This is a genomic window from Hydrogenophaga sp. (assembly GCF_026125825.1).
GTDB lineage: Bacteria > Pseudomonadota > Gammaproteobacteria > Burkholderiales > Burkholderiaceae_C > Hydrogenophaga.
Genome location: NZ_JAHCKK010000094.1, coordinates 1 through 16,960, shown reverse-complemented (window position 1 = coordinate 16,960; position 16,960 = coordinate 1). Strand labels below are relative to the sequence as shown.

17 protein-coding genes are annotated in these 16,960 nt (G+C 69.0%); 10 read left to right on the top strand and 7 right to left on the bottom strand.

The genetic code is table 11. The features are described 5' to 3' along the window. The 5 genes from grpE to KIT86_RS20880 all read left to right on the top strand — a co-directional run. On the top strand, window positions 1-70 hold a 70-nt coding region (grpE, locus tag KIT86_RS20900; RefSeq protein WP_367185456.1), incomplete at its 5' end, for a nucleotide exchange factor GrpE. 86 nt (window positions 71-156) lie between these two features. After that, window positions 157-2,097, top strand: a complete 1,941-nt coding sequence (gene dnaK, locus KIT86_RS20895) for a molecular chaperone DnaK (protein WP_297401969.1) — start codon at window positions 157-159, stop codon at window positions 2,095-2,097. Between the two features lie 95 nt (window positions 2,098-2,192). Next, window positions 2,193-3,329, top strand: coding sequence for a molecular chaperone DnaJ (dnaJ, locus tag KIT86_RS20890; protein ID WP_297401967.1), 1,137 nt, complete (start codon window positions 2,193-2,195; stop codon window positions 3,327-3,329). Window positions 3,330-3,536: 207 nt separating this feature from the next. Beyond that, on the top strand, window positions 3,537-4,529 hold the full coding sequence (locus tag KIT86_RS20885) for a ZIP family metal transporter (RefSeq protein ID WP_297401965.1): 993 nt from the start codon (window positions 3,537-3,539) through the stop codon (window positions 4,527-4,529). A gap of 36 nt (window positions 4,530-4,565) precedes the next feature. Continuing rightward, complete coding sequence (locus KIT86_RS20880; protein WP_297401963.1) at window positions 4,566-5,798, top strand: lytic murein transglycosylase; 1,233 nt, start codon at window positions 4,566-4,568, stop codon at window positions 5,796-5,798. 2 nt (window positions 5,799-5,800) lie between these two features. Here KIT86_RS20880 and KIT86_RS20875 read toward each other — a convergent pair whose 3' ends face one another. Then, window positions 5,801-6,775, bottom strand: coding sequence for a YafY family protein (locus KIT86_RS20875; RefSeq protein ID WP_297401961.1), 975 nt, complete (start codon window positions 6,773-6,775; stop codon window positions 5,801-5,803). Between the two features lie 114 nt (window positions 6,776-6,889). Here KIT86_RS20875 and KIT86_RS20870 point away from each other — a divergent pair, with 114 nt between their 5' ends. Further along, the gene (locus KIT86_RS20870) at window positions 6,890-7,495 is read left to right on the top strand and encodes a glutathione S-transferase family protein (RefSeq protein ID WP_297401959.1); all 606 of its coding nucleotides are present in this window, start codon (window positions 6,890-6,892) and stop codon (window positions 7,493-7,495) included. A gap of 12 nt (window positions 7,496-7,507) precedes the next feature. On the opposite strand, the gene KIT86_RS20865 is transcribed toward KIT86_RS20870, so the two are convergent. After that, window positions 7,508-7,852, bottom strand: coding sequence for a heavy metal-binding domain-containing protein (locus KIT86_RS20865; protein WP_297401958.1), 345 nt, complete (start codon window positions 7,850-7,852; stop codon window positions 7,508-7,510). 78 nt (window positions 7,853-7,930) lie between these two features. Here KIT86_RS20865 and KIT86_RS20860 point away from each other — a divergent pair, with 78 nt between their 5' ends. Beyond that, window positions 7,931-8,608 carry a methyltransferase domain-containing protein gene (locus KIT86_RS20860; protein WP_297401956.1) on the top strand — a complete coding sequence of 226 codons (678 nt, stop codon included), beginning with the start codon at window positions 7,931-7,933 and terminating at the stop codon, window positions 8,606-8,608. Window positions 8,609-8,722: 114 nt separating this feature from the next. Here KIT86_RS20860 and KIT86_RS20855 read toward each other — a convergent pair whose 3' ends face one another. The 5 genes from KIT86_RS20855 to KIT86_RS20835 all read right to left on the bottom strand — a co-directional run bounded on the left by KIT86_RS20855 (window position 8,723) and on the right by KIT86_RS20835 (window position 14,021). Then, window positions 8,723-10,339: a DHA2 family efflux MFS transporter permease subunit gene (locus KIT86_RS20855; RefSeq protein ID WP_297401954.1), complete on the bottom strand. Its 1,617-nt coding sequence runs from the start codon at window positions 10,337-10,339 to the stop codon at window positions 8,723-8,725. A gap of 16 nt (window positions 10,340-10,355) precedes the next feature. Further along, complete coding sequence (locus tag KIT86_RS20850; protein ID WP_297401952.1) at window positions 10,356-11,660, bottom strand: efflux RND transporter periplasmic adaptor subunit; 1,305 nt, start codon at window positions 11,658-11,660, stop codon at window positions 10,356-10,358. 40 nt (window positions 11,661-11,700) lie between these two features. Then, window positions 11,701-13,119 carry an efflux transporter outer membrane subunit gene (locus tag KIT86_RS20845; protein WP_297401950.1) on the bottom strand — a complete coding sequence of 473 codons (1,419 nt, stop codon included), beginning with the start codon at window positions 13,117-13,119 and terminating at the stop codon, window positions 11,701-11,703. A 97-nt stretch (window positions 13,120-13,216) separates the two neighbouring features. Beyond that, window positions 13,217-13,699 carry a MarR family winged helix-turn-helix transcriptional regulator gene (locus KIT86_RS20840; protein WP_297401948.1) on the bottom strand — a complete coding sequence of 161 codons (483 nt, stop codon included), beginning with the start codon at window positions 13,697-13,699 and terminating at the stop codon, window positions 13,217-13,219. A 151-nt stretch (window positions 13,700-13,850) separates the two neighbouring features. Then, window positions 13,851-14,021 (bottom strand): hypothetical protein, encoded by a 171-nt coding sequence (locus KIT86_RS20835; protein ID WP_171020127.1) that lies wholly within the window; start codon window positions 14,019-14,021, stop codon window positions 13,851-13,853. A 225-nt stretch (window positions 14,022-14,246) separates the two neighbouring features. Here KIT86_RS20835 and KIT86_RS20830 point away from each other — a divergent pair, with 225 nt between their 5' ends. From KIT86_RS20830 to KIT86_RS20820, 3 genes are read left to right on the top strand one after another with little or no spacing between them, the layout of a single operon-like run. Continuing rightward, entirely contained in the window at window positions 14,247-15,083 is an 837-nt protein-coding gene (locus KIT86_RS20830) for an ABC transporter ATP-binding protein (RefSeq protein ID WP_297401944.1), read from the top strand. Window positions 15,084-15,129: 46 nt separating this feature from the next. Beyond that, window positions 15,130-16,131, top strand: coding sequence for an ABC transporter substrate-binding protein (locus tag KIT86_RS20825; protein ID WP_297401941.1), 1,002 nt, complete (start codon window positions 15,130-15,132; stop codon window positions 16,129-16,131). 40 nt (window positions 16,132-16,171) lie between these two features. Then, window positions 16,172-16,957 (top strand): ABC transporter permease, encoded by a 786-nt coding sequence (locus KIT86_RS20820; RefSeq protein ID WP_297401940.1) that lies wholly within the window; start codon window positions 16,172-16,174, stop codon window positions 16,955-16,957. The last annotated feature ends 3 nt before the right edge of the window (window positions 16,958-16,960 follow it).

Below are 16,960 nucleotides of genomic sequence, written 5' to 3'. Positions count from 1 at the left end.
GCAGAAGGGCTACCTGATCGCCGAGCGCGTGCTGCGCCCGGCGCTCGTGACGGTGGCCGCGCCGAAATGAGCCGTCCACAGGCCCGCCAGCCTTGAAATAGCCCCGGTTATCCACAATTCGAAGACAACCCGATTCAGCTCCCAGGAGAACTCGACATGGCAAAGATCATCGGCATCGACCTCGGCACGACCAACTCGTGCGTGGCGATCATGGAAGGCAACTCGACCAAGGTGATCGAGAACAGCGAGGGTGCGCGCACCACGCCGTCGATCGTGGCCTACCAGGAAGACGGCGAGGTGCTGGTCGGCGCCTCGGCCAAGCGCCAGGCGGTGACCAACCCGCACAACACGCTGTACGCGGTGAAGCGCCTGATCGGCCGCAAGTTCACCGAGAAGGAAGTGCAGAAGGACATCGACCTGATGCCCTACAAGATCTCGGCCGCCGACAACGGCGACGCCTGGGTCGAAGTGCGCGGCAAGAAGATCGCGCCGCCGCAGGTGTCAGCGGACGTGCTGCGCAAGATGAAGAAGACCGCCGAGGACTACCTGGGCGAGACGGTCACCGAGGCCGTGATCACGGTGCCCGCGTACTTCAACGACAGCCAGCGCCAGGCCACCAAGGACGCCGGCCGCATCGCCGGCCTGGACGTCAAGCGCATCATCAACGAGCCGACCGCGGCGGCGCTGGCCTTCGGCCTGGACAAGCAGGAAAAGGGCGACCGCAAGATCGCGGTGTACGACCTGGGTGGCGGCACGTTCGACGTGTCCATCATCGAGATCGCCGACGTCGATGGCGAGAAGCAGTTCGAAGTGCTCTCCACCAACGGGGACACCTTCCTGGGCGGTGAAGACTTCGACCAGCGCATCATCGACTACATCATCGGCGAGTTCAAGAAGGACCAGGGCGTGGACCTGAGCAAGGACGTCCTGGCACTGCAGCGCCTGAAGGAAGCCGCCGAGAAGGCCAAGATCGAGCTCTCCAGCTCGGCCGCGACCGACCTGAACCTGCCCTACATCACCGCCGATGCCTCGGGCCCCAAGCACCTGAACATCAAGCTCACGCGCGCCAAGCTCGAAGCCCTGGTGGAAGAACTCATCGAGCGCACCATCGCGCCCTGCCGCACGGCCATCAAGGACGCCGGCATCAGCGTCTCCGACATCCACGACGTGATCCTGGTCGGCGGCATGACCCGCATGCCCAAGGTGCAGGAGAAGGTCAAGGAGTTCTTCGGCAAGGATCCGCGCAAGGACGTCAACCCCGACGAAGCCGTGGCCGTGGGTGCCGCCATCCAGGGCCAGGTGCTCTCCGGCGACCGCAAGGACGTGCTGCTGCTCGACGTGACCCCGCTGAGCCTGGGCATCGAGACCATGGGTGGCGTGATGACCAAGATGATCGCGAAGAACACCACGATCCCGACCAAGTTCTCGCAGGTGTTCTCCACCGCCGAAGACAACCAGCCGGCCGTGACCATCAAGGTCTTCCAGGGCGAGCGCGAGATCGCCTCGGGCAACAAGCTGCTGGGTGAATTCAACCTCGAAGGCATCCCCAGCGCCCCGCGCGGCATGCCGCAGATCGAAGTGTCGTTCGACATCGACGCCAACGGCATCCTGCACGTGGGCGCCAAGGACAAGGGCACCGGCAAGGAAAACAAGATCACCATCAAGGCCAACTCCGGCCTGTCGGAAGAAGAGATCCAGCAGATGGTGAAGGACGCCGAGCTCAACGCCGCCGACGACAAGAAGAAGGTCGAGCTGGTGCAGGCCCGCAACCAGGCCGAAGCCATGGTGCACAGCGTGAAGAAGTCGCTGGGCGAGCACGGCGACAAGCTCGAAGGCGCCGCCGAGAAGGAAGCCATCGAAGCCGCGCTGAAAGACGTGGAAGAAGCCGCCAAGGGCGACGACAAGGAAGCCATCGAAGCCAAGACCGAGGCCCTGATGGCCGCGAGCCAGAAGCTGGGCGAGAAGGTCTACGCCGCCTCGCAGGCCGAAGCGGCCGCTGCCGCAGGGGGTGCCGACGAAGCGGCACCGCAGGGCAGCAGCAAGCCGGCCGATGACGACGTGGTCGATGCCGAAGTCAAGGAAGTGAAGAAGGGCTGATCGAGGGCCCGCTTCCGACCATCACTCGCCGCGTCCGGGCAACCTGACGCGGCGTTTGTGCTCAAACGAACCAGTGTGAACCGCTCCTAGAAACCATGGCTAAACGCGATTTTTACGAAGTGCTGGGCGTGCCCAAGAACGCCGGCGACGACGAGATCAAGAAGGCGTATCGCAAGCTGGCGATGAAGCACCACCCCGACCGCAACCAGGGTGATGCGGCCAAGGCGGCCGAAGAGAAGTTCAAGGAGGCCAAGGAGGCCTACGAGATGCTGTCGGACCCGCAGAAGAAGGCGGCCTACGACCAGTACGGCCACGCGGGCGTGGACCCCAACATGCGCGGCGGTGCCGGTGGTGCCGAAGGCTTCGGCGGCTTCGGCGATGCGTTCGGCGACATCTTTGGCGACATCTTCGGTGGCGCTCGCGGCGGCCAGCGCGGGGGCCGCCAGGTCTACCGCGGGGCCGACCTCTCCTACGCGATGGAAATCTCCCTCGAAGAGGCCGCCGCCGGCAAGGAAACGCAGATCCGCATTCCCTCGTGGGACAACTGCGAGACCTGCAGCGGCACCGGCGCCAAGCCCGGCACCAGCGTGAAGACCTGCACCACCTGCCACGGGCAGGGCTCGGTGCAGATGCGCCAGGGCTTCTTCAGCGTGCAGCAGACCTGCCCCACCTGCCACGGCAGCGGCAAGATCATTCCCGAGCCGTGCACCACCTGCCACGGCCAGGGCAAGATCAAGAAGCAGAAGACGCTGGAGATCAAGATCCCCGCCGGCATCGACGACGGCCAGCGCATCCGCAGCACCGGCAACGGCGAACCCGGCCAGAACGGCGGCCCCTCGGGCGACCTCTACATCGAGGTGCGCCTGCGCAAGCACGACATCTTCGAGCGCGAGGGCGACGACCTGCACTGCCAGGTGCCGGTGAGCATGACGGTGGCCGCCCTGGGCGGCGAGATCGACGTGCCCACGCTGGCGGGCAAGGCCACCATCGACCTGCCCGAAGGCACGCAAAGCGGCAAGACCTTCCGCCTGCGCGGCAAGGGCGTCAAGGGTGTGCGCAGCAGCTACCCCGGCGACCTGTACTGCCACGTGGCGGTGGAAACGCCGATCAAGCTCACCGAGCACCAGCGCAAACTGCTCAAGGAGCTCGACGAGTCGTTCAAGAAGGGCGGCCACAAGCACAGCCCGAACGACAAGGGCTGGTTCGAGAAAGCGAAGTCGTTCTTCAGCTGATCCCGACGCAGGCCCCTGAAAAACAAAAAAGCGACGCGGATGCGTCGCTTTTTTGTTGGGCGCCTGCGCAAAGGACGACGATGGTCGGATTCATCCGCCCCCCTGCACCGGCTCGCCTATGCCGCTCATTGGCAACATCGATTGGCGAAAACCGATAGCCTTTGACAAACTAATACCCGTTTCCATCCCCCGCAGGAGCCTTCATCCATGGCCGAACTGATCCGACAAGTCCGACCCGCCTGGGCCCAGCTGCAACAGCTGGAGTCGCCGCTGCCACCCCATGCCCTGCGGCATGCCATGCTGGCCCTGGGCATGGGCCTGCTGGTGATGGCGGGCCTGGCCGCGCTCAGCACCTTCTGGGCGCCCACGCGCGCCTGGTGGGACGCGGCCGAGCACGGCAGTGCCATGGCCGCCGGCGTGCAGGCATCGCTGCTGGCCGCGGTGGCCACCGCCGTGGGCGCCCTGCCGGTGTTCCTGGTCACGCGCGTGAGCAAGCTGCAGGAGGCCGCCCTGCTCTCGTTCTCGGCCGGCGTGATGCTGGCGGCGGCCATCTTCGCGCTGCTGCTGCCCTCGCTGGACGCGGGCCAGGCCCTCCTGGGCGGGCGCACCGGCGCGGCCGCGCTCAGCGGCGTGGGCCTGGCACTGGGCATGGGCCTGATGCTGGCCGTGGACCGCTTCACCCCGCATGAACACGCCGTGCTGCCCCCGGCGGCACAGGGCCACGCCAGCGCGCACACGCCCGGCGCGGTGCAAAGCGCGCGGCTGATGGTGCTGGCCATCCTGATCCACAACGTGCCCGAAGGCCTGGCCGTGGGCGCGGCCTATGCCGGCCCGCAGGACGCCGCGGGCGCCCAGGCCGGCGCCTCGGTGGCGCTGGCCATCGGCCTGCAGAACATGCCCGAAGGCCTGATCGTGGCCATGGCCTTGCGCACGCTGGGCCGCAGCGCCGCGCAGGCCTGGGGCGTGGCCGCCCTCACCGGCCTGGCCGAGCCGCTGGGGGCCATCCTCGGCCTGGCGGTGCTGGGCAGCCTGCCCGCGTTCTACCCGCTGGGCCTGGCCCTGGCGGCGGGCGCGATGCTGTTCGTGGTGAGCCACGAGATCATCCCCGAGACGCACCGCAACGGCTTCGAAACCCTGGCCACGGCCACGCTGCTGGCGGGTTTCGTGTTCATGCTGTTACTCGATGCCGCCCTGGGTTGAGGCCGCCGCGCAGGGGGCTTGGCTAAGATCGGGCGGATGAAAGCCCGACGCCACGCCCAGCCCCTGCTCGCCGCCCTCTGCGCCACCCTGTTCGCCACCGCCGCGCAGGCCCAGGCACAGCCGCCCGGCCCCACGCCGGCACCTGCACCCCAGGAATTCGAGAACTGCATGAACACGCTGCGCGCGCCGGCGCGCGCCGTGGGCGTGAGCGACGCCACCTTCACGCAGCACACGCTGGGCCTGGTGCCCGACATGAGCGTGATCGACAAGCTCAACTTCCAGCCCGAGTTCCGCACCGCGATCTGGGACTACCTCGCCGGGCTGGTGGACGAGCAGCGCGTCGCCGAGGGGCAGGCCATGCTCACGCTGCACGCGGACACGCTGCGGCGCGTCCAGGAGCGCTACGGCGTGGACCCGGCCACGGTGGTGGCCGTCTGGGGCGTGGAGAGCAACTACGGCCAGACCTTCGGCAAGTCACCGCTGGTGCAGTCGCTGGGCACGCTCTCGTGCTTCGGCCGGCGGCAGGCCTACTTCCGCACCGAGTTCTACGCCACCTTGCGCATCCTGCAGGCCGGGCACATCGCGCCGGGCCGGCTGGTGGGCTCGTGGGCCGGCGCGTTCGGCCACACGCAATTCATGCCCAGCACCTTCGAGCGGCTGGCGGTGGACTTCGACGGCGACGGCCGCGCCGACCTGATGGACAGCACACCCGACGCCCTGGCCTCGACCGCGAACTTCCTCGCCAAGGCCGGCTGGCAAACCGGCCAGCCCTGGGGCTTCGAGGTGAAGCTGCCCTCGGGCTTCAACGCCAGCAATGAAGGCCGCCGCACCAAACGCACCATGGAAGACTGGATCGCGCGCGGCGTCAGGCGGGTCGATGGTTCGCCCCTGCCCGCCAGCGGCAGCGCCGGCCTGCTCACCCCCGCCGGTGCGCAAGGTCCGGCCTTCCTCGTGCTGCGCAACTTCGATGCGATCTACAGCTACAACGCCGCCGAAAGCTACGGCCTGGCGATCGCGCACCTCGCCGACCGGCTGCGCGGCGGCGGCCCCTTCGCCACGCCCTGGCCCACCGACGACCCCGGCCTCTCGCGCGCCGAACGCCGCGAAGTGCAGACCCTGCTGATCGCGCGCGGCCACGACATCGGCGAAGTGGACGGCATGCTGGGCGAGAGGAGCCGCGTGGCGATCCGCGCCGAACAGGAGCGCCTGGGCCAGGAAGCCAATGGCCGCGCCGGCCAGAAGCTGCTCAAGGCGTTGCGCGGCGGCTGAGTTCAGCGGCCCGCGCGGGCCAGGTTGCGCGCCAGGCGCTCGCCTGCCGCGCGCAGGCGCTCGTGAAGCGCGGGCGGCTCCAGCACGTCGAAGTCCACGTCCATCGCCATGAGCCAGTAGGCCAGCGAGTCCAGCGACTCCAGCTGGCCGGCACCGCAGCGCATCAGGCAGCGCGTCTCGTCAATCGCCTCCAGCGTGGCGGCCGAGGCCGGGATCACGCGCACCATCGCCTCGAGCGGCCGGTGCAGCACCACGCGCGCCACATCGCCCTGCTGCACGCCCGCCAGCGTGCCCGACACAAAAGCGCGCAGGTCGCCCGCCGGCGCGGCGCGCGGCGCGAAATGGGCACCGGTGCTCGGCCGGCCCTCCACGCGGTCGATGCGGAAAGTGCGCCAGCCATCGCGCGCCGGGTCCCACGCCACCAGGTACCAGCGGCTGCCGGTGTGCACCAGGCCCTGCGGCTCCACCGTGCGCACGCTGCTCTGGCCCCGCATGTCGCGGTAGTGGAAGCCCACCTGCAGCTGGTCGCGGCAGGCCACGGCCAGCAGCGCCAGCACACCCGCGTCGATCGTGGGCCCACCCCGCTGCAAAGGCACGATGGCCGAGCGCAGCGCGGCGGTGCGGCGGCGCAGGCGCGTGGGCATCACCTGCTCCAGCTTCACCAGCGCGCGCAACGAACCCTCCTCCACCCCGCTCACCGTGCCCGACGCGGCCACCTGCAGCGCGATCGCCACGGCCAGGGCCTCATCGTCGTCCAGCAACAGCGGCGGCAGCGACTGGCCCGCGCGAAACGCGTAGCCGCCCGCCACGCCGCTGCTGGCGTGGATGGGGTAGCCCAGCTGGCGCAGGCGGTCGATGTCGCGCCGCAGCGTGCGCGGATGCACCTCCAGCCGCTCGGCCAGCTCGGTCCCCGCCCAATGGCTGCGGGCCTGCAGCAGGGACAAGACACGCAGCAACCGGGAAGACGACGACAGCATGGCACCACTCTACCTTCAATCGAGGGCCGAAACTGTCCGCAATAGGCGCGACATTGCAAGCCCGGCCCGACGCGGTGTCGAGCCGACTCATCCCCCCTCTCCAGGAGCCCTCCCATGTCCCAGATCGTTCTCTACTGGCACCCCATGTCCAGCGCCACCCCCGTTGCCTGCGCCCTCGCCGAACTGGGCGTGAAGCACGAGCGCGTCAAGATCGACATCACCCAGGGCGAGCAGCGCCGGCCCGACTACCTGGCCCTCAACCCCAATGGCAAGGTGCCCACCCTGACCGTGGACGGCGCGCCCCTGTTCGAGGCGCTGGCCATCGAGATGTGGCTGGGCGAGACCTACGGCGTCCAACAAGGCCTGTGGCCGGCCCCAGGCACGCCCGAGCGCCTGCAGGCCATGGCCTGGAGCACCTGGTCCTACGTGACCTACGGCGCGCAGCTGGTGCGCCTGCAGGCCGCGCGCGACCTGGGCACGCCCGACGACGCGCACGGCACTTCGGCGCACAAGGGACTGGACCAGTTGCTCGCCCTGCTGGACGCGCGCCTGGCGGCCCAGCCCTGGATGCTGGGTCAGGCCTACTCGCTGGTGGACCTCATCGTGGGCTCGGTGATCGGCTACAGCGCCTACATCGGCGCGCCGGTGGGCTCGCACCCGCACGTCGCGGCCTGGCTGGGCCGGGTGCAGGCAAGGCCTGCGATGCAGATCGACGCCTGAGCGGCGGGGGTGCTACAGCTTCACTGCCGTGCCGCTCACCGCGACCATCATCATCCCGTTGGTCTCGCCGAGCACCTCGTAATCGAAATCGATGCCGATCACGCCGGTGGCGCCCATCTCGCGCGCCGATTCCATGAGGTCGTCCATGGCGGCGTCGCGCGCGCCCGAGAGGGCGCGTTCGTAGCCGCCGGCGCGCCCGCCCACCACATCGCGCACCGAGGAAAACAAGTCGCGGAAGATGTTGGCGCCGATGATCGCCTCGCCGTGCACGATGCCCAGGTATTGCGACCGCTCCACCCCCTCAGGCGTGGTGGTGCTGAGAAAAAAGCCGTCCTTGCTCTTGGAAAACCAGCCCATGCGAACACTCCCGCAAACGCACCACCCGGCGGGTGCCTGGGCATGGTACCGTGCGCCACACCCTCAACGAAAGCTCCCATGCCAGGCTACCAAGTCCGGACCGAGACCCTCAGCCTCGGCGGCGAAGACTGGCACATCCGTCGGCTCCTCGACGACCAGCAGTACACCGACACCCAGCACCACGCGGCCGACATCGGCCTGCCCCCGGCGGGCTGGTCGCACTTCGGGCAGGTATGGCCCTCCTCGCGCGTGCTGGCCCTGGCCATGCTCACGCACCCCATCGAAGGCCTGCGCGTGCTGGAGATTGGCGCGGGCCTGGCGCTGGCCAGCCTGGTCATGCACCGGCGCGGGGGCGACGTCACGGTGAGCGACTGGCACCCGCTGACCGAGGAATTCCTGCGGCACAACCTCGCCCTCAACGGCCTGGGCCCCATGCCCTACCAGGCTGGCAACTGGGAAAGCACCGCCGCCACCGACAACCCGGCGCTGGGCCGATTCGACCTCATCGTCGGCAGCGACCTGCTCTACGAGCGCCAGCAACCGGCGCAACTCGCGGCCTTCATCTACCGCCACGCGGCGCCCGAGGCCGAAGTGATCATCGTCGACCCCGACCGTGGCAACCGCGCCGCCTTCGGCCGCGACATGGCCGCGCTGGGCTTCGTGCTGAACATGCAGGCCGCCGACCGGCAGCTGGAAGACGGCGAGTCCTACAAGGGCCGCTTCCTCAGCTTCAAGCGTGGCCGAGCTCCCGAGTGAAGTGACGCCCTCCAGAGACACCGAGGGTCCGGCTTCGCCGGCCCCAGGTGTCGCCCCCCTCCCGCCGAAGGCGAGAGAGGGGGGAGCGGCGAAGCCGCGCGGGGGGTGCCTCCCTCAATGCCCCCCACCCGCGTCCACCGCAGCGCCCAGCACCGGCTTGGAGAACCAGATCACCGCCACCAGCAGGAAGAACAGCGCCGCCGAAAGGTAGAACAGGTCCGTCACCGCCAGCGTGAAGGCCTGCTGGTTGATCATGCGGTCGATCGTCGTCAGCGCCTGCTCGCGGTTCATGCCACTGCCCATGAGCTGGTCCAGCGTGGCCATGGCGGTGGCGTTGCCGCTGTGGATCGACTCCACCAGTTGCGCATGGTGCAGCGAGGCCCGGCTCTCCCACAGCGTGGTGAACAGCGACGTGCCCACCGCGCCGGCCGTGATGCGCACGAAGTTGGACAGGCCCGCGGCCGACGGCGTCTGCTGCGGCTGCAGGCCCGAGAACACGATGGCCTGCAGCGGAATGAAGAAGAACGCCATGGCCGCCCCCTGCAAAAGCGTGGGGATCAGGATGGTCATGAAGTCGGCCTGGGTGTTGAAATGCGAGCGCATCCACAGCACCGCGCCAAAGCCGAGGAAGGCCACGGTGGCGAGCTTGCGCGGGTCGATGCGGCTCACGTTCTTGCCCACCCAGGGCGAGAGCACGATGGCCAGCAGGCCCACCGGCGCCGTGGCCAGGCCGGCCCAGGTCGCCGTGTAGCCCATGTGCTGCTGCAACCACAGCGGCAACAGCACCACGTTGCCGAAGAACAGGCCGTAGGCGATGGACAGCGCCAGCGTGCCGGTGACGAAGTTGCGCCGTGCGAACAGGCGGATCTCCACGATGGGGTGCTTGTCGGTCAGCTCCCAGGCGAGGAAGAACAGGAAGCTCACAACCGCGACCACGGCCAGCGCGATGATCTCGCCCGACTCGAACCAGTCCAGCTCCTTGCCCATGTCGATCATGATCTGCATGGCACCCACGAACAGCACCAGCAACACCAGGCCGATCACGTCCAGCGGCACGCGGCGCGGGCCCGGGTCGCGGCTGCGGTAGATGGACCAGGTGAGCGCGGCGGCCAGCAGGCCCACCGGGATGTTGATGTAGAAGATCCAGGGCCAGGAAATGTTGTCGGTGATCCAGCCGCCCAGCAGCGGCCCGGCCACCGGCGCCACCAGCACGGTCATGGCCCACATGGCCATGGCGGTGCCCGCCTTCGCGCGCGGGTAGCTCGCCAGCAGCAGCGTCTGCGACAGCGGGATCATCGGCCCGGCCACCAGCCCCTGCAGCACGCGAAACGCGATCAGCATGCCGATGTTGGGCGCCAGGCCGCACAGCCAGGAGGCGATCACGAACAGCAGCACGCTCATGGTGAACAGGCGCACCTGGCCGAAGCGCTGCGTGAGCCAGCCGGTGAGCGGCACCGAGATGGCATTGGCCACCGCGAACGAGGTGATGACCCAGGTGCCCTGCGCGGGGCTCACGCCCATGTCGCCCGCGATCGCGGGAATGGACACGTTGGCGATCGAGGTGTCGAGCACGTTCATGAACGTCGCCAGCGACAGGGCGACCGTGCCCAGCACCAGCTGCGCCCCCTTGAGGGGCTCGAACACCGTGGGCGAGGCGCTGGGCGCGGGCGCCGGTGGTGTCGCCCCGGAGGGCACGGCCCCCGAGGCGGGAAGAGCGTGGCTGTCGGCCATGGCGGTCAGCGCCGGATCAACGGGCCAGAGCCACCGAGCCCGTGCTCACCGGGGCGGGCGGCAGGGTCGGCGCGGCGGGTGCCGCGGGCGCGCGGGCGGTGGCCGCCGTGCGTGCGCCGCCACCGCCGTGCTGGCCGATGATCTGCTGCACGCGAGCGTCGGCCTCGCGGTTGTCCTGTTCGAACACGGCGGTCTGCACCTCCTGCGGCGCGGCAGCCGCATCGGCCAGCATGCGGCCCTCGGTCTTGCTCACGTCCACGCGCGCTTCCATCGACAGGCCCAGGCGCAGCGGGTGGTCCACCAGCTCCTTGGCGTCCAGGCGCACGCGCACCGGCACGCGCTGCACCACCTTGATCCAGTTGCCGGTGGCGTTCTGCGCCGGCAGCAGCGCGAAAGCCGCGCCGGTGCCCGCGCCCAGCCCCTCGATGGTGCCGTGGTACTTCACACTCTTGCCATACACATCGGCGCTGAGCTCCACCGGCTGGCCCAGCCGCAGGTTCTTGAGCTGGCTTTCCTTGAAGTTGGCGTCCACCCAGACCTGGTCGAGCGCGATCACCGACAGCAGCGGCGAACCGGCCGGCACGCGCTGGCCCAGCTGCACGTTGCGGCGGGCCACATAGCCGGCCACCGGCGCCTGCAACTCCACGCGCTTGAGCGCCACATAGGCCTCGCGCACGCGGGCCGAGGCGCGCAGCACGCTGGGGTGCTGGTCGACCGCGATGCCCTCGGTCAGCGTCTGGTTCGAGGCCAGCTGCTCCTTCGCGGCGAGCACGGCCGCCCGGGCCGCTTCGGCGCTGCTGCGCGCGGCGGCCAGCTGCGCCGTCGCGTGCTTGAACTCTTCCTGTCCCACGGCGCCGGAAGCCACCAGCGGCTGGCGCCGTGCCACGTCGTCCTGCAGGCGCTGCAGGTCGGCCTGCGCGCGCGCCAGATCGGCCTCGCGCAGGGCGATCTGCGCGCCCTGGGTGCGGTTGTTGGCGTAGAGCGTGCGCACCTCGCGCACCGTCTGCGCGAGCTGGGCTTCGGCCTGCTCGAGCGCGATCTTCGCGTCCGTCGGGTCCAGGCGCACCAGCCACTGGCCGGCCTGCACATGGTCGTTGTCGTTGGCGCTGATCGCCACCACCGTGCCCGCCACCTGCGGCGTGATCTGCACCACGTTGCCCTGCACATAGGCGTTGTCGGTGGTCTCGTAATGGTTGAGCACCAGGGCCCAGTAGGCTGCGTAACCCAGGCCCGCGGCGAGCACAAGCGCGCTCACGGCGGTCAGGGCTTTCTTGCGGGCGGGGTTGCCTTGCGGCGCGGTGGTGTCTGAAGGGGTGGTCATGAGGGGCTCCGTTGGTCGGTGAGCAAGATGGAAAAGGAAATCAGTTCGAGGCCGCGGCCCCGGTTTCGAAGCCGCCGCCCAGGGCGCGCACCAGCGCCACCTGCGTGGACAGGGCACGCGCCTGCAGATCCACGGTCTGGCGCCGCTGGTTCAACAGCGAGGTCTCGGCGCTGAGCACCGTGAGGTAGCCGCTCAGGCCTGCGCGGTAGCGCTGCGTGGCGATGTCGTAGGCGGCCTCGGCCGCGCTGCGCGCCTGCGCCTGCTGCTCGCGCTGGCGCTCCAGCGACTGGCGGGCGCTGAGCTGGTCGGCGGTCTCGCGCACGGCTTCGAGCACCGCGCCGTTGTAGCTCTCCACCGCGGCGTCCAGGTCGGCCGTGCGGGTGCGCAGCTGCGCGCGCAGGCGGCCGGCGTCGAAGATCGGCAAGTGGATCGCCGGGCCGATGCCGTAGTGCTGGCTGCCCGAATCCACCAGGCGGTCCAGCCCGATGCTGGACAGGCCCACGAAAGCCGTGAGGCTCACGTTCGGATAGAACTGCGCCCTGGACACGTCCACCCCCCTGGTGGCCGCCTCCATGCGCCAGCGCGCGGCGGTGATGTCGGGCCGGCGGCCCAGCAGGTCGGCCGGCAGCACCTGTGGCAGCGCCAGGGTGCGCAGGGCCGCCAGGTCGGGCTTGAGCTGGTCGTAGCTGGCCGGCGGCAGGGCCGCGAGCGCGGCCAGCGCGTGGCGCGTGGCCGCGATCTGCTCGTCCAGCTGCTCGATCTGCACGCTCGCCTCGGGCAGCGCGCCCTCGCCCTGCTTGAGCTCCACCCGCGTGTCCAGCCCGGCGTCCACCCGCTGCCGGATCAGGCCCAGCATCTGCTCGCGCTGGGCCAGCGCCTGCTGCGCCACCTCGCGCTGCGCCAGCAGGCGGCCGAGCTGCACATAGGTCTGCGCCACCTGGCTGGCCAGCACATTGCGCGCGGCCTGCAGGTCGGCCGCGGCGGCTCGCTCGCCGCCCACGGCCGCCTCGATCGCGGCGCGGTGCAGGCCAAAGAAGTCGAACTCCCAGCTGCCGGCGATCTGCGCGTTCGCCAGCGTGCGCGTGGAGCCCCCCAGCGGCGGCGGGTAGATGCTGTTGGCGCTGAAGTGCTGGCGCGTGGCGTCGGCGCTGCCATTGACCCTCAGGCCATCGGCGGCCTCTTCACCGGCCGTGGCCGCCTGCGCGCGCCGCAGGCGCGCCTGCGCCACCTTGAGCGAGGGCTGGGCCTGCAGGGCCTGATCGATCACCTGGGTGAGCGATGCATCGCCCCAGTCGCGCCACCAATCGGCGGGCACCGGCTCGGCGGGCGCGCCGCCGCTGGAGGGCTGGGCCAGGCCCACGGCCTGCGGCGCCAGCACCGTCGCTTGCGATGAAATGCCCGCGCTGCTGGCACAGGCCGCCAGCAAGGCGGCCAGCGCCAGGGTGCTCAAGGTGGCCACCGTGCGGCGTGCGGAGAATATTTGATAAGGCTTCATTTGCTTAGGCAAGTAATGGAATCCAGAAAAAGCGGTGCGGCGGGCCTTCACCGGCGAGGCGTCAGCCCGCGTCCTTGAGCGCCTCGCCGGCCTCGACCATGCGGCGCAGGTAGCCCAGCAGGGCCTGCCACTCGGTCTTGCTGAAACCCGCCAGGTGCTGGTTCATCACATCGGCCAGCACCTCGGGCACGTGCTCCATGGCGGCCTTGCCCTCGGGCGTGAGTTCCACCACCACCACGCGGCGGTCCTCGGTGGAGCGCACGCGCGTGCACAGGCCCTTCTTCTCCAGGCGGTCGAGCAGGCGCGTCATGGCGCCGGCATCGATCTGCGACCAGCGCGCCAGCTCCGCCACCGTGGCCGTGCCCTGCATGCGCAGCTTCATCAGCGGGCCCCACTGCGCGGTGGTGAGGTCGTGCAGGCACAGGCGCTTGTCGGCCTGGTAGACGATGGACATCATCACGCGCTTCATGAGGTAACCCACGCTCTGGTCGGGCGTGAAGTTGTGTCCGTCGTAGAAAGCGGGGGGCGGGGTGGTGCGAGGCATGTCGCGAATATACATGCCTAGGCAATATTTGTCTCGGCTGACAAAAAGCCCGGGAGCGCATCAGGGCCAACGAAAGGCCGATCCGCCAAAGCAAAAGGCCCGCGATGCGGGCCTTCGTGCAGGGAGCCTGGCCGCGCGGGCCAGGGGGCGATCAGCCGCCCTTCTTCGAGCGCTTGCCCGGGTTCTTCTTGCTGCGCGTGGCCACGCCGCGCTCCAGGCTCACGCGCTGGCCGCGGCCGGGCGTGGTCAGGGTGACGCCAGCGACGGGCTTCGGACGGGGAGTGGCTTTGCGGTCGGCTTCGGTGACGATTTTGTTGCCCATGGCTGGTTCCTGAGAGAGATTGCAAAAGCCGCTATTAGGCCATAGACGGCGGCCCCTCTTCCGCGCGCGCCGCCAGCCGGGTCCGAGGCCGGCCCGGCCACCCGCGCCAATACCCCGTGGCCTTAGTAGGTTTTTGCAGACAAAGCCCGGCAACGGCCCTAGCATTGATTCCGTAATGAATCAATGTTTCATATACAAAACACTCTCATTCACCCGCAGGTCCCCATGAACGACGCACTTCACGGCTCCCGCGCAAGCACCCCGGCCACGGGCAGCTTGCATCCCGCGATCGAATTCATCGGGGTGGACAAGCGTTTCCCCGCCAGGGGCAAGAACCCGGAAGTGATCGCCGCGCGCAACGTGACGCTGTCCATCCAGCCGGGCGAAGTGGTGTCCCTCATCGGTCCTTCGGGCTGCGGCAAGAGCACCCTGCTCAATATGGGCTCGGGCCTGGCCAAGGCCTCGGCCGGCACCGTCAAGGTCAACGGTGAAGTCGTCACCGGCCCGAACAAGCACGTCGCCTTCATGCTGCAGAAGGACCTGCTCATGCCCTGGCGCACGATTTCGCAGAACGTCGAGTTCGGCCTGGAACTGCGCGGCGTGCGCGCCGCCGACCGCGCCGCCATCTCCGAGAAGCTGCTGGCCCAGTGCCACCTCAAAGGCTTTGGCAACAGCTACCCGCACCAGCTCTCCGGCGGCATGCGCCAGCGCGCCGCCATGGCCCGCACTCTCGCGGTGGACCCGATCGTGCTGCTGATGGACGAGCCCTTCTCCGCCCTGGACGCGCAGACCAAGATGATCCTGCAGCAGGACCTGGCGCGCACCGTGGCCGAGCACAAGAAGACCGTGCTCTTCATCACCCACGACCTGGCCGAAGCCGTCGCGCTGTCCGACCGCATCCTGGTCATGAGCGAGCGCCCCGGCACCATCGTCGAAGAGATCGTGGTGGAGATCCCCGGCCGCGACAACCCGATGGCGCGCCGCAAGCACCCTGCCGTGGGCGACTACGTCTCGCGCCTGATGGACCTGCTCAAGCTCGACGCGCAGACCGACGTGCACTGATTCCCGCTTCCCTTTGTCCATTCAACCACCTGCCCCTGGAGTTGCCATGAAGATGACCCGCGCTTTCAACGGAACCCGCCGTGCCTGCCTGAGCCTGCTCGCCACCGCGGCGCTGGTCTCGCCCCTGGCCGCCCACGCCCAGCTGCAGGAGATCACCTACCTGCTGCCCGCGCCCGGCACCCTGCCCGCCTTCGGCCCCTGGATGCTGGCGCAGGCCAAGGGCTACTACGAACAGGAAGGCCTCAAGGTCAACTTCGTCACCGCGCGCGGCGGTGTGGACGTGGCCAAGCAGATCGGTGCGGGCAACGCCGTCATCGGCGGCGCCATTGGCGACACCCCCATCATCGCGCGCGCCCAGGGCATCCCCGTCAAGGCCGTGGCCGTGCTCGGCGCGGGCTCGCTCACCCAGCTCGTGAGCCACAAGGACGAGAAGATCGAGAGCCCGCGCGAACTCAAGGGCAAGACCGTCACCGTCCTGGCCTACACCGACACCACCTACTACGCCCTGCTGGGCATGCTCAGCAAGGTCGGCCTGACCAAGAACGACGTCAACATCCAGGCCGCAGGCCCCGCCGGCGTGTGGCAGCAGTTCGCCGCCAAGAAGGCCACGGCCATGGCCGGCGTGCCCGACTGGACGGTCAGCGCGATGGAAGCCGGTGCGCAGGTCGACATCCTCCCCGCCGACATCTACTTCAAGAGCATGGCCCAGGCCATCCTGGCCTCCGACGAGACCATCGCCAAGAACCCGCAGCTGATCCAGAAGCTCGTGCGCGCCACGCTCAAGGGCATGAAGGACATCATGGCCGACCCCAAGGCCGCCACCACCGCCTACGTGGCGCACGTGCCGGCGCACAAGGGCAAGGAAGCCAGCATCCTGAAGGCCTTCGAGCTCTACAACAAGTACGTCTACGCCGCGCAGAAGGTGCCCGGCACGATGGACGAGGTCCGCCTGGCCGAGCTGCAGAAGTTCTACGTCACCAACGGCGTGGTGCCCAAGGAGACCCCGGTCAAGGAGCTCTACACCAACCAGTTCGTGACGGCCAAGTGAGTCGCGTGGCCCTTCCCTTCCCGCATCTGAGAGTCGCGACATGAAAGACGTACTGCAGCGCTACAGCACAGCGCTCTGGAGCCTGCTGGTCCTGGTGGTGTTCATGGCGGTCTGGGAATTCGTTCCCGGCCTCCTGGGCGTGCCCGAATTCGTGTTGCCACCCTTCTCGCGGGTGTGGGAAGAGGCGGTGCGCATCTGGGGCGCCGAGCGGCTGCTCTGGCACGCCGGCATCACCGGCCTGGAAGTCGTCATCGGCTTCATCCTGGGCTCGCTGCTGGGCGCGCTGATCGGCTACGCCCTGGGCCTCTCGCCCAAGGTCGAAGCCGTGCTCTCGCCCTACCTGCTCGCACTGCAGATCGCGCCCAAGGTCGCGTTCGCGCCGCTGTTCGTGATGTGGCTGGGCTACACCATGTACCCCAAGATCCTGGTCGCCATCCTGATCGTGTTCTTCCCGGTGCTCATCAACGTGCTCTCGGCCATGCGCACCATGGACCACGACCTGATCAACCTCGCGCGCTCCTTCTCCGCCACCCGGCTGCAGGTGTTCCGCATGGTCGAGTTCCCGACCACGCTGCCGCCCCTGTTCTCGGGCCTGCGCATCGCCAGCACGCTGGCGGTCATTGGCGTGGTGGTCGGCGAACTCGTGGGCGGCAACATGGGCCTGGGCTACATGCTGGTGTTCTTCGAGGGCCAGGGCAACACCGCCGGCGTGTTCGTGGTCATCGCCGCGCTCACGGTGATTGGCATCGTCGCCTACTACGCCGTGGTGATCGCCGAGAAACGCGTCCTCCACTACCTGCCCAGCGCCGAGCGGCGTGTGGCTTGACAT